Source organism: Anaerococcus nagyae (genome assembly GCF_040364225.1).
GTDB lineage: Bacteria > Bacillota > Clostridia > Tissierellales > Peptoniphilaceae > Anaerococcus > Anaerococcus nagyae.
Genome location: NZ_AP031484.1, coordinates 1092164 through 1105586, shown reverse-complemented (window position 1 = coordinate 1105586; position 13423 = coordinate 1092164). Strand labels below are relative to the sequence as shown.

The window sequence follows — 13423 nt, the reverse complement described above, 5'->3', positions numbered from 1 at the left end:
ACTGGAGCATAAGCTCCAGTTTTTTTATGCATATATATCTTGATTCAAAAATAATTAATATGTGGTAAAATATATGTACTAATATATAAGGAAGGATATCATGGAGAAATTTTTTAAAGCAATAGATGATGTTTTTTCAGTGAAGGTACTCGGAAATTTAACATTATATCAATTATTTTCTACAATATTAAAATACATATTTGTAATTGTAGTTTTTTATTTCATATATTCTATTATAAGAATTATTTATTATGATGTGAGAACTACACTAAAAAAAGAACAGGAATCTGATACTTACTTAAAGCTTTTAAATAGAACAGATGGCTTTAGATTTATAGTCCAAGAGTATTATTTTATAGGCGAAGATAATACTATTGGGCGTGATGATAGAAATACTATCTGTATAAAAGATAAATATCTATCTAAATTTCATGCAAGAATTATCCAAGATGAAGATATATATTTTTTAGAAGATTTATCTTCTGCCAATGGAACTTTTTTAAATGATGAAAGAATTGAAGATGCTATAGAACTTAAGACTAATGATATAATTCATATAGGACAAATGCAATTCTTATTTGTGCAAGGTGAAGAAGATGCGTAAACAATTAGATATAGATCAAAAAGAGAAAAAGTATCAAAAAAAGTCTTTGGTGTTACTATTTCTATTTACCTTTTTGTCACTATCTTTGGCATTAATTTATAATATAGACAATATTACTAGCACTGACTTTTATACATATTTAGCCTTATTGGTAGTGGTTGTTTTATCAACAACATTAGTGAATAAAATCACGAATGCTGACAATATATTGTTGATGATTGTAAATATGCTGTTTGCTATAGGGGTTGCCATTATTTATAGGCTTGATCCATCTTTTGGCAAAAGACAACTACAATTTTATATAGTTGGTATAGTATTGTTTTTTATAACTTTTGGTTTATTGAAAACATTTAAATTTTGGAATAATATAAGACTTTTTTATGTAATTGTTTCAGTAGGGTTATTTATGGCAACTTTAGTCTTTGGATCATACATAGGAGGAGCTAAAAACTGGATTATACTTGGACCAATTACTATACAACCATCAGAGTTTATAAAAATTCCACTAGCATTTTATGTAGCAAGTTTTTATTCAAAATATAATGAAATATCTATGAAACCTTTTGGAAGATATTATATGAATATAGTTATATATATTTTTATAGGGTTCTTATTCTTACAAAAAGATTTAGGTACTGCTCTAATATTTTTTGGACTTATGATTCTTAGCCAGTTTGTTTTTGAAAAAGATAGGGTCTTAATAACTATAAACATAGTAGCAATGATCTTTGGTTCAATACTTGCTTATTTTATGTTTGGACATGTTAGAATAAGAGTTGCAACATGGCTTGATCCATGGAGCGATATAAATGTTACCGGCTATCAGATAACGCAAGCACTATTTGCACTTGCAAGTGGGGGGCTTTTTGGTACAGGTATAGGTTTAGGTCATCCAGACTACATACCAGTTGCAGAGTCTGACTTTATATTTTCAGCTATATCAGAAGAAATGGGTATATTTATGGGGATTGGCGTTATACTTTTATTTATGATCTTAGTTTATAGGGCCTTTAAAATTTCTCTAAGCCAACAAGATAAATTTTACAGCGCACTTGCATTTTGTATAGGAGTCTTATTTGCCCTTCAAACTTTTATAATTTTAGGAGGTGTATTAAAGATAATCCCTCTTACAGGAGTAACTTTACCTTTTATATCACAAGGTGGTTCATCCATGCTTTCTGGATTTATACTCCTAGGATGTTTACAATATTGTGCAAGTGAAATTAAGTATGGAGATGAATTAGATGACTGATAAGAAAAACCGTAAGGCCAGTAAAAAGAGGTCTTCTAATAAAAGTATTATAGATAAAGTTAAGCAAAGTGAGGAAAAACAGAGGATAAAAAATAGTAGGGAACTAAAGGTATTATCAAAGTCAACTCTAAATAAGAGATTGCTATTTGTGATGATATTTTTTGTAATTTTATTTATGGGCCTAGCTATTTATTTAGTATATTTTCAATTGTTTAAAGCAAAATCAATTGCTCAAAATGATAATAATAGAAGATTATGGGTTAATGAGGATGCTATTAATAGAGGAAGTATCTATGATAGAAATGGAAATGTTTTAGCCTATAGTGATAAAGACTATGAAGGCAACTCTATCCGCCATTATAATTATGGTAAGGTTAGTTCAACAATTACAGGTTATAACTCCAAGACCTACGGTAAAACTGGTATAGAAAAATCATTTAATAAAGAATTACTCAATCTACGAGATGATGATATGAGTAGCTTTAGAAAAATGGTTGTCAAAAATGACACAGGTAATGATTTACATCTTACCATTGATCAAAACATACAAAATCTAACTTATAATTATATGAGCAATTATGTAGGTGCTGCTGTAGTTATGAATCCAAAAACAGGTGAAGTCTATGCTTTAGTTTCTAATCCTACATTTGATCCGAATTCAGTCGATGCTAATTGGGATAACTTGATTGCAAATAACAAAGGTCCTTTAGTTAATAGAGCCACAGCGGGGCTTTATAGACCAGGATCAACATTTAAAATTGTTACTGCTAGCTCAATATTAGATAATAATATAGATCAAAATTATACTGATCAAGGAAGCGAGTCAATACAAAATTTTAAAATTAAAAACTTTGGCGATCAGGTATTTGGTGCTCTTGATTTAAGAAAAGCATTTATTTATTCTGTTAATACCTATTTTGCAGCAAAAACAGATGCCATAGGAAAAGAAGCCTTTAGTAAAACTACAGATAAATTTATGTTTAACCAAAGCTATCCTTTTGACTTAGAAAAATATGACTCCATTATCCCTTATAAAGAGCTTAATAAAGTAGACTTAGCTATGACTGGGTTTGGTTATGGCAAGAGTCAGGTAACACCACTTCACATGGCGATGGTAACTTCAGCTATAGCAAATGATGGTAAAATGATGCAACCCTATATGGTAGCAGAAATTATAAGTAAGGATGATAAAAAAATATATAAAGCTAAAGAAAAAGTTTTATCTAAAGTTACTGATAAAGATACTGCAGAGACTATAAGAGATATGATGGTTGATGTAGTAAATGAAGGAACTGGAAAGGCTGCATACATAAATGGGATTCAAGTTGCTGGTAAAACAGGAAGTGCTGATAAATCAAATGGACTCATAGATGCCTGGTTTGTTGGATTTGCACCGGCATATGATCCACAAATTGCAGTGGCTATAGTTTTAGAGGATTCTAGAGATACTGGAGGTGTGACAGCAGCTCCAATTGCCAGAGATTTGATGTTTGATATATTTAATCAGGTTAAATTAAATTAGTATAAGATTATAAAAGCTTATTCTTGATATTAGTCCAGTAGTGATTTTTATCTAGGATAAGCTTTTTTATTGTCTTATTAGAAACCTTAATACTGATCTTATAATCTTTACTAGAATATTCTTTTCCGTCAAATAAAAATACTGTATGATAATTATCTCTTTTTGATACCAGGATATCTACAGTTGCATCGTGAGGTAAGACAACTGGACTAACCAAGGCGTTGTTTAAATTCGAATATACAGGGGCAATTGGAGTTAATGAAAATCCTTTTAAAGACTGATGAAGAATCGATCCTCCACAAGATAAGTTGTAAGCAGTTGAACCATGAGGAGTAGCAATTATCAAACCATCTCCTGAGAAATTTTCTATAAAATTGCCATCAATAAATACCTTTAATCTTATCAGTTGATTTCTATTGCTCTTTACAACAACTTCATTTAAGGAATCCATTCTTTTTTTATTAACTGTTGATTGTAAGATAGTAAGCTCTTGCGTATGGTAATTTCCTGATTTAAAGGCCTTAACAAATTTTTCTATCTCATTAACTTCTACTTCTTGGTAGAAACCTAGATGACCTGTATTAATTCCTATAAAGGGGATATTTGTAAAGTTTGTATCATGAGCTGCCTTTAAAAATGTCCCATCTCCACCTATAATTAAGTTTAAACAAGCATTTGAATCATAAGTGCTACTAACTTGATATCCATAATTTTCTAAAATTTCTTTTGTTTTATAATAAACATTTTTACTATATTTTGATTTATTTCTAATTACATTTATAACATTATTCATTTATCATATCCTCTCATAGATACATTATAACATAGGAGAAATGCATTGTATGAATTTATATATTTCTAAAAAAGATAAACATTTTATGAAATAATTTGCATAAGTGTAAATATCTTGTTTATAAGATATAAGTAGAATTTGTGAAAAAGTTTTATTTGCAAATAATTTTTGTCTATATTATAATTATAACATCCTAAGGCGAATGGGTCCGAATTTAAACCTACAACTTTTATAAGGGATTGCGTCGTTCTAGTTTGGATGAAAAGCCTCCGCTGAGTGGACTTCAGAAATGCTAGACAGCTTGCCCACCTTCACAAACAAGAAGGTATTAAAGTAAGGGCCACCTTAGGATTGTTTTTATTTATATAATAAATGTGTTATACATAAAAATTAGTGGGTATATATACATTAGCAAAACTTAAAGGAGAGATATATATGTCAATAGCAGATTATATTGAAGAACAAGCACGTTCTAAACAAAGAGAAATCAAGTACGAGATTTGGAAAGCAAAAAATCATGATAGCAGAATGAGAACTCAAGGTGCTCTTATAGGAGCATTAGTTGGTGTATCTGCTGGTATATTACTTGCACCAAAATCAGGTAAAGAAACTCGTGAAGATATCGGAGAAGCATTTGATGAAACAGTTAAAACTGTAAAAGAAACAACAAATGATTTAGTTGATAATGCTTCAGATATGGTTGATAATGCAAAAGACTCTTATGAAGACTTTAAATATAGAGCTTATACTGATTTAGAACCAGTAAGAGAAGGATTTGAACAAGGCAGAGAAATTGCTAAACAAACAGGTTCATCTGTAGCTCAAACAGCTAGCAATGTTAAAGATAACGTTAAGGATGGAGCTTCTGAAGTAGGAAGAATAGTTACAAATACAGCTGAAGACGTAGCAGAAGATGTTAAAGAAGGTGCTACTGATGCTAAAGAAGTTGTAGATGAAAAACATGATAACAACAAAATCTTAGCTAAAGAAAGTAAAGAAGAAGTAAAAGAAAGTACAGATAAGGCAGCTGATAAGGCAAAAGCAAAAGTAAATGAAGCAAAAGCTGCTGATGAAAAAGTAAAAGTAGAAATTGATAAAAAAAATAAGAATAAGAAAAAAAACTAGGGAGAATTAAATGCTAACAATTAACTTTAATCTTCTTGGAAATATTATACTTACTATAGTAGGCATTATAGCTCTAGTGTATTTAATTATAACACTTAAGAGTGTTAATCAACTAGTAAAAAAATTCCAAGGAGTTGTAGATAAAAATGAAGATAACATCGACCAAGTAATCGAAAAACTTCCTGGTGTTGTTGATCAAGCTAATAGTTTAGTAAGTAATGTAAACACAGTTGTTCAAGATCCTAATCTAAGGATGGCAATTGCTAAAGCAAATGATACAATGACTAATGTAAATAGTATTACTGATGACATTAGAGATACTGTAAATTATGTCGGAGAAACTGCAGTAGATAGTATTGACACAGTAGGTGCTGGTATTGCATCTGTTAGTGATTACTCAAGCTTAATCATAGATGTTGTTGATATAGTTAAAAATGTAATATCCGGTAGATAAAAAACAACAAAGGTCATCGATAGGTGACCTTTTTTTGTTAGGAAAGGAAGTGACTATGGGACAACCTACCATAAAAGACGTGGCTAAGCTTGCGGGTGTTTCTATATCTACAGTTTCTAGGGTTATGAATAATTCTAAGCCTGTAAGTCCAGAAGCAAGAAAAAAAGTATTAGATGCCATAGAAAAATTAGATTTTAAACCAAATGAATTAGCTAGATCGCTAGTTATGAGAAAGTCAAATTTAGTTGGAGTAATAGTTGAAGACATAGGAATAGAATATATGGCTCAACTGATAAGAGGAATTGAAGAAATAGGTAGAGTATACAAATACGATATCTTACTATCAAGCTCTTATGGAAGTGAAGAAGCTTTAAATAATTCAATTGCTTTTTTATCAACTAAACAAGTAGAAGGTCTAGTTGTTATAACTGAAAATTTATCAGATGATACTTTACTAAAACTTAGAGAAACAAGGATACCTTTCATACTATTAGATAGATATCAATCATTTAAGACAATTAGTTCAGTAAAAGTTGATTACGCGAAAGAAGAATATAATTTGGTTAAATATCTTTATGATCAAGGACACGAAAAGGTATTATTTATAAATCAAGATGAAGATAATGCCTTAAATAATGCTAAATTGGAAGGCTATAAGAAAGCTTGTGAAGAGAATGAAAAAAATACTTATATCTTAAATACAGAAGGTAGAAGTAGTGATGATGGGTATAAAATAGGTAAGGAGACTATTAAAGTATGTAAAGAAAATGATATAAGTGCTGTATCTTGTCTTGATGACGAAGTGGCTATTGGATTAATTGATTATTGTACAGACAATGGAATTCATGTACCAAAAGATTTATCAGTAGCAGGATTTGGTGATAGCACTATAGCAAGTATTTATAGACCGAATTTAACTTCCGTTGAGATACCTTATTATGATGTAGGAGCAATAGCAATAAGAGCTCTTATAAAAAGAATCAAAAAAGAAGAAGATATACTCCATGAAGATTGGATAATGGACTGTACCATTAAGCAAAGAGAGTCTACACTATAGCAAGTTGAAAATTAAGTAACAAACCACTATAATAATTATATAGAATATATTAGGAGGCTATTATGGCAGAAAGAAATGTAGTTATCAAAAATGAAACTGGTTTACATGCAAGACCAGCCGCATCATTAGTGCAATTCGTTAAAAATTATCCTGGTGATGTTAAAATCATCAAAGATGGTAAAGAAGCAAATGCTAAATCAATATTCAACGTTATGAGCCTTGGTATTGCGAAGGGAACTGAAATCAAACTAATCGTTGAAGGTGAAGACGAAGATAAATTTGCAGATGAATTAGTTGAATTTATAGATAACTTATCAGAATAATATTAAAGAATTAAGGATACTGATTAAGTATCCTTTTTTTATTAAAATATTTAGGAAAGGATAATTATGAATACAAAATACAAAGGAATTAAAGCCAGTAATGGAATAGCTATAGGTACTATCTATTTATTTAATAGAGAAGAAGTTACTATAGATAAATCTGAAATTACTGATAGTATGGTTGAAGAAGAGAAATTACGTGTAAAAAACTCTATTGATGATTATATAAATGAGCTTAATGATAGAAAAGGAGCCTCTGAAGCTCAAATTCACATAGCAGATGCTCATAAAGAATTACTTCAAGATCCATATTTTTCAGATACAATTAATTCAAAGATAGAAAATGAACATAAAAATTCGGAACTTGCTTTAAATGAAACTATAAATGAAATGGTTGAAATAATGAGTCAACTAGATGATGAGTATTTAAAAGAACGTGCATCTGACTATAAAGATATAGGATATCAATTAATGTATAAACTCAAAGGAATTAAACCAAAAGACTTATCATTAATTGATGAAGAATCAATCATAATTTCAAAAGAATTAACGCCATCAGATACTTCTAATATGAATAAAGAAAATGTAGTTGGTTTTGCTACAGATTTAGGTGGAAAAACAAGCCATACGTCAATAATAGCTCAAACTCTTGATATACCTGCACTTGTGGGAATGAATGATATTTCTAAAAAAGTGGAAAATGGACAAAAGGCAATTATAGATGGAAATGAAGGCTTTATTATTTTAGATCCATCTGAAGAACTATTAAAAGAATATGAGAAAAAACTAGAAGAACAAGAAAAAAAACGCAATAGACTCAGTCAAGTTAAGGATAAAAAGGCAGAAACTACTGATGGGAAGCATATAGAAGTTTCTGCAAATATAGGTAATATTGAAGATCTAAAGATAGCTATAGAAAATGGTTGCGATGGAGTAGGATTATTCAGAACAGAACTTTTATATATGGAAAATGATCATTTTCCAACCGAAGATGAACAATTTGAAGTATATAAAGAAGCTACAGAGCTTTTAGGTCAAAAGCCCCTAATAATTAGAACTCTTGATATAGGTGGGGATAAAGGACTTGATTATTTTGATTTCCCAAAAGAAGACAATCCTTTCTTAGGTTACAGAGCTATTAGATTATGTTTGGATAGAGAAGATATATTTATAACTCAGCTTAAGGCTCTTATCAGGGCTTCAGCTTATGGTAATATTTTAATAATGATTCCTATGGTTATCAATATATCAGAATTTAAGAGATCATTAGAACTAATTGATGATATCAAAAAAGAATTTAAGGAAAAAGGAATTGACTATAATAAAGATTTACAAGTTGGTATAATGGTGGAAACACCAGCATCAGTATTTATGGCTGATCAATTTATAAAATATGTAGATTTTTTCTCTATAGGAACAAATGACCTTTCACAATACACCTTGGCTGTAGATAGAGGAAATGAAAATATAAATAATCTTTATAATAATTTTAATCCAGCAGTTCTTAGAGCTATTAAACATGTAATTGATGAATCTCACAAAGCTGGTAAATGGACTGGAATGTGCGGGCAATTTGCCTCAGACACAGAAGCTACAAAATTGTTATTAGGATTAGGTTTAGATGAGTTTTCAGCATCATCTTCAAAAGTTGCTGAAGTTAAAGATACTATTCTAAAATCAAGCTTAAAAGAAGAAGAGGAATTCTCTAATAGCTTGCTAGAGTTAGAAACTGTTGAAGAAATAGAAGAGAAAATAAAAAATCATAACAATATGTAAATAAGGAAGTTGACATTAAATGACCTTAAGTGAGTTCTTGAAAACCCATAAAGCAAATGATAACTATAAGCTGGGTATACAATTTGGCGAATATCTTCATAACTATCATAATAAACAGGTGTGTTCTAACGCAGACTGGTATGAAATGTTTAATACAAAAGCTAATTATTTATTTTATATTCACGGAGTCAGTGAATTTATTGGAGATGATGATTATATTTTAATTGATTATATCAATGACAATAAACACCTAACAAAGAATTTAAAAGCATGTTCTATTTTGGGAAAAATTAATTTTGAAAATATTAAAATAGGCGATGAAATAGAATTTAATATAAATAGTGAAGAACGGGGAGATAAAACTTTTGATTTTGTAAATATAAATCAAGCTGCCTTAATAAGCAAAGATTTTGCAAATGGAGTCTTTGAAGAATATTTCAAAAATGAAAAAGTACCAGTTAAATTTTTTAGGCTTTTGTCTCTTTATCAAGCTTATATAATATTAACTAATATTGTTGATAATCGAAATAATAAGAAGACTGATTTAAATGATGAAGATATTAAGGGTTTGTTAAATATGTATGATAATTTTAACCAGTTTATCCCAACATGGATTGAGGAGGATTAGTTCCTCCTTTTTTTATTTTTAAATTGTATAAATAAGTTTTTTGTGATAAGCTTTTAGTAGTAATTTGCGGAGGACATTTTATGAAAAAGAATATCTATATAATTATAGGCTCAGTAATTTTGGCTATTGGCCTATACTTTTTCTTAATTCAACATAATGTAGCAGCAGGAGGAATTTCCGGCTTATCTCTTGTATTAGCGCAAATATTAAATGTGAATGTAGGCTTATTAAATCTTGTTTTAAATATTATAGTTTTAGTTTTAGGTGCATTGCTAGTAAGTGTTAGATTTGCAAAAAAATCTGTATTATCAGCTGCCACTGTTTCCGCAACTATTATACTTCTAGAAACTATATTCCCAGAAACTGTACTCACGAATGATATGATTTTAAATGTTATATTTGGACCTATAATTATAGCGCTTGGTCTAGGACTCATATTTTATAATGGCGGTTCATCAGGAGGTACTGATGTCATTGCTGCTATTTTAAACAAGTACACAAACTTTCCTATACATGTTAGTTTATTTTTGACTGATTTAACAGTAATTATTTTATCTACTATGGTAATTGGGTTAGAAAAATCATTATATGCAGTATTATCAATAATGATACAATTGATAAGTTTAGACTATGTTATTCAAGGCCTAGATAGAAAAATTGCAGTACTTATAATAAGTGATAAATACGAAGAATTAACTGATCTTCTTATTAATAAATATCAAAGAGGAGTAACTTTGCTACATGCTGAAGGTGGCTATACATCTAATAAAAAGAAAATTATTATGGCTATAATAAATACAAAAATGTATCCTGCTATTAAGGAAAGTATACTAGATATGGATGATAAGGCTTTTATGTTCTCTTATTCCGTATCTGAGGTATTAGGAGAAGGATTTACAGTTAAAGAATTGAGATAGGAGTTAGCAATTAAAGAATTTAAAATCAAAAGATTTAGTAAAAATAAAGCATACCTTGCAACTAAGTTGGGAGATGCAGTAATAGATAAAAAAGAAGTTAAATATTTAAATCAAGGAGATAAAGTTCGTGCCTATTTATATCACGATCTTAATAACACCTTAAAAGCTACTTGTGATTTTCCTTACAAAATAAATGCTATCTATGGTTTAAAAGCGACTAATATAGATAAAAAAGGTGTTTATTTTCAAATGCCTAATAAAAACCATATTTTTATGCCGTTTATTGAAAGAACCTATAGAGTTATAATAGATATGGTCTATCCAGTTGCCTTTAAAGAAAATGAGGATGGATATGTTTATCTTACTTCAAAGATAAGAGATCTATTATCAACTGACCATGATTTTAAAGAAAATGATGAAGTTAGTGGTAGAATTTATTCAATCAATAAGTCTATTGGAGCATTTATTGCAATTGATGATAAGTATGATTCACTTTTAAGGATAAAGGAACTAAAAGGAGTTCATGTAGAAGGAGAACTTATCGAAGCTAGGGTAAAATTAGTTAAAGATGATGGCAAGATCGAACTATCACTAAGACAAAGAGCTTATTTAGAAATAAATAATGATAGTGATAAAATCTTAGATTACTTGTATGATAATAATGGTGTCGTTTATTTATCTGATAAATCTAGTCCTAGAAAGATTGATGCTACTTTTGGAATGAGTAAATCAAGTTTTAAAAGAGCTATAGGAAGACTTTATAAGAATAACGACATTAAGATATATGATAATAGGATAGAATTAGTAAAGAGGATATAATGACAGAAAATAAGTTAATAGCAGAAGTTAATGGTAAAAAAATATATCAATCAGATGTTTACGATCTGATGCAAGGTATGCAAGATAGTGAGAGATTTAATTCACCAGAAGGTTTTAATGTATTAGCCGATGAAGTTGTAAATCAAGAACTATTACTTGCTGATGCAAAAGAGAAAAAAATGGAAGAGGAAGAAGACTTTGTAAAAGAACTTGATTCAGTACGTGATAATATGCTAAAAAACTATGCAATGCATAAGATACTTGATCAAGTTGAAGTTAGTGATGACGAATTAAGATCATATTATGAAGAGAACAAAGAAACATTATTTTCTCCTATAACATATACGGCAAGTCACATACTTGTAGAAGATGAGAAAAAAGCAAATGATATTTTAGATGAAATAAAAAATGGATTAGATTTTAAAGAAGCGGCTAAGAAATATTCAATAGATCCATCAGGTAAAAATGGAGGATCCCTAGGAACTTTTCCTAAGGGAGTTATGGTAAAAGAATTCCAAGAAGGACTTGATTCTATTAATGCTGGTGAAATATCTAAAGTAGTTAAATCTCAATTTGGATATCACATAATTAAGCTTGATGATAAACATGAACATAAAGCAAGTTTTGATGAAATGAAAGAACAAGTTAAAAATACTTATCAAATGATAAAAAGACAAGAAAACTATTTGAAAGTTGTAAATGAGTTATCAAAAAAAGCTGAGGTAAAAAAATATTACTAGGCGAATAGGCGAAATATATGGATTATGAAAATATAATAAATAATCTAAAACAAAATATATATAAGTTAATGGCTTATGAAAATATTGAGAATACAGCTAATTTAATTGATAGGTTTATACTTGATTTAGCTTGCTTTCATCAATATGAAGTTATTGATCTTAAAGGATCTTACTATATTAAAAAAGGTGTGCACCCAAAAGCTATCCTTCATTTAAATATTGATAATAATTTCGATTCAAATAATATATCTTTTGTAGAAGATGTAGAAGAAAATGATGGAGAAGTTATTTCGGGTAAAAATATTAATTTATTTAACTCAGTTTTAATAATAGCAAGTCTACTGGAAACATCAGCTAATGATTTTGATGTACTGATTTCTTCTAATAATATACAAAGTATAGCTATTTATAATACTAGTTTATCTAATATTATGAGAAGTGATAATGTAATTAACCTTAATCTTAAGCAAGCAAAATGTATAGCTGATGAGTTTAGTGCGCTTATCTTATCAAATATTAAAATACCAGTAGAAAGATTTAATCCTGACTATAGTTTTAAGAGTTATAGATTATCCTTAGAAAATTTAATAGGTGGTCATACAGGTGAAGATCTAGATAAGGTAAGGCTTAACGCAATAAAGACAATTATGAGCTTGATTAGGAAAATTAAGTCCAAAGTAGATTTAGATATATGCAAATTTCAAGGTGGGGATAGATATGACTTTATACCAAGCAGTGCATATGTAGATTTTATTATAAAAGAAGATTATGAAAGTGATCTTTGTGATACTTTTAAAATTTATAAGAATGAATTTTTAGAAAAAAATCTAAAATATGAACCTGACATAGATATCAGTCTTGTTAAGCTTGAAGATTTTGATAATTTGCCTTTAACTGATATTTCCTATACTCACTTATCTTCTTTTGTAGAGCTAATTCCTACAGGAGCATTTAGTGTAAATTCAAATACTAATCAATTAATAAGTTCTATTAATCTATCAACAGCTAGAAGCTTTGAAAATTTGATTAATTTTATAATTGTATACAGGTCTCTGACAGAAGAAAACATGGATCAGATGTTAGAACGCACAAAGATTGCAGCTGATATAAGTGCTAGCAATATTAATATAGGTCTTAATATACCGCGTTGGATGAATAAGGATAATTATTTAACAAAAAAATTTGAAGAGTCTTATAAAACGATTACTGGTGAAAATATAGATATAATCAAAACTCAGTACTCATTAGATTCTAGTGTTATTTTTTCTAAGTTAAATGTTAAAATTGTATCATTAGGGGTAAAATATAAACAAAGAGAGGATAACATTTACTTTACAAATCTTGATGACATTTTAAATGTAATAGAGGTTATAGATGATGTGTTATCTCACATTTATGAATAAAGGAGTTTAT

At 29.0% G+C, this 13423-nt stretch carries 14 protein-coding genes; 13 read left to right on the top strand and 1 reads right to left on the bottom strand.

Features of this window, described 5'->3' with window-relative positions; translation table 11 throughout:
* The first annotated feature begins 100 nt into the window (after nt 1-100).
* Genes ABXG81_RS05415 through ABXG81_RS05405 form a run of 3 tightly spaced genes read left to right on the top strand, consistent with a single transcriptional unit; the run spans nt 101 to nt 3378 of the window.
* Entirely contained in the window at nt 101-604 is a 504-nt protein-coding gene (locus ABXG81_RS05415; RefSeq protein WP_117521527.1) for an FHA domain-containing protein, read from the top strand.
* A complete protein-coding gene (locus ABXG81_RS05410) occupies nt 597-1856 on the top strand; it encodes an FtsW/RodA/SpoVE family cell cycle protein (RefSeq protein ID WP_353528461.1) in 1260 nt (419 codons plus the stop codon). The genes ABXG81_RS05415 and ABXG81_RS05410 overlap by 8 nt, the downstream gene beginning before the upstream one ends.
* Complete coding sequence (locus ABXG81_RS05405; RefSeq protein ID WP_209813927.1) at nt 1849-3378, top strand: penicillin-binding protein 2; 1530 nt, start codon at nt 1849-1851, stop codon at nt 3376-3378. The genes ABXG81_RS05410 and ABXG81_RS05405 overlap by 8 nt, the downstream gene beginning before the upstream one ends.
* Nucleotides 3379-3385: 7 nt before the next feature.
* Here ABXG81_RS05405 and ABXG81_RS05400 read toward each other — a convergent pair whose 3' ends face one another.
* Nucleotides 3386-4171: an NAD(+)/NADH kinase gene (locus ABXG81_RS05400; RefSeq protein ID WP_288222887.1), complete on the bottom strand. Its 786-nt coding sequence runs from the start codon at nt 4169-4171 to the stop codon at nt 3386-3388.
* A 435-nt stretch (nt 4172-4606) separates the two neighbouring features.
* Between ABXG81_RS05400 and ABXG81_RS05395 the strand changes: the two genes are divergently transcribed.
* From ABXG81_RS05395 to ABXG81_RS05350, 10 genes are all read left to right on the top strand, one after another.
* Nucleotides 4607-5296 (top strand): YtxH domain-containing protein, encoded by a 690-nt coding sequence (locus tag ABXG81_RS05395; protein ID WP_117521535.1) that lies wholly within the window; start codon nt 4607-4609, stop codon nt 5294-5296.
* A gap of 10 nt (nt 5297-5306) precedes the next feature.
* Nucleotides 5307-5750, top strand: coding sequence for a hypothetical protein (locus ABXG81_RS05390; protein ID WP_117521537.1), 444 nt, complete (start codon nt 5307-5309; stop codon nt 5748-5750).
* Between the two features lie 55 nt (nt 5751-5805).
* A complete protein-coding gene (locus ABXG81_RS05385; RefSeq protein ID WP_353528459.1) occupies nt 5806-6807 on the top strand; it encodes a LacI family DNA-binding transcriptional regulator in 1002 nt (333 codons plus the stop codon).
* A 62-nt stretch (nt 6808-6869) separates the two neighbouring features.
* On the top strand, nt 6870-7130 hold the full coding sequence (locus ABXG81_RS05380; protein WP_117521541.1) for an HPr family phosphocarrier protein: 261 nt from the start codon (nt 6870-6872) through the stop codon (nt 7128-7130).
* A 66-nt stretch (nt 7131-7196) separates the two neighbouring features.
* Nucleotides 7197-8906, top strand: coding sequence for a phosphoenolpyruvate--protein phosphotransferase (gene ptsP / locus ABXG81_RS05375; protein ID WP_316122088.1), 1710 nt, complete (start codon nt 7197-7199; stop codon nt 8904-8906).
* Between the two features lie 19 nt (nt 8907-8925).
* Nucleotides 8926-9534, top strand: a complete 609-nt coding sequence (locus ABXG81_RS05370; RefSeq protein ID WP_117521545.1) for a kanamycin kinase — start codon at nt 8926-8928, stop codon at nt 9532-9534.
* 80 nt (nt 9535-9614) lie between these two features.
* Nucleotides 9615-10451, top strand: a complete 837-nt coding sequence (locus tag ABXG81_RS05365) for a YitT family protein (protein ID WP_117521547.1) — start codon at nt 9615-9617, stop codon at nt 10449-10451.
* A 66-nt stretch (nt 10452-10517) separates the two neighbouring features.
* Entirely contained in the window at nt 10518-11270 is a 753-nt protein-coding gene (locus ABXG81_RS05360; protein ID WP_353528456.1) for an RNA-binding protein, read from the top strand.
* Nucleotides 11270-12010: a peptidylprolyl isomerase gene (locus ABXG81_RS05355; RefSeq protein ID WP_316110963.1), complete on the top strand. Its 741-nt coding sequence runs from the start codon at nt 11270-11272 to the stop codon at nt 12008-12010. Before ABXG81_RS05360 ends, ABXG81_RS05355 begins: the two co-directional genes overlap by 1 nt.
* Before the next feature lie 17 nt (nt 12011-12027).
* Complete coding sequence (locus tag ABXG81_RS05350) at nt 12028-13413, top strand: hypothetical protein (protein ID WP_316110964.1); 1386 nt, start codon at nt 12028-12030, stop codon at nt 13411-13413.
* Nucleotides 13414-13423: the final 10 nt, after the last annotated feature.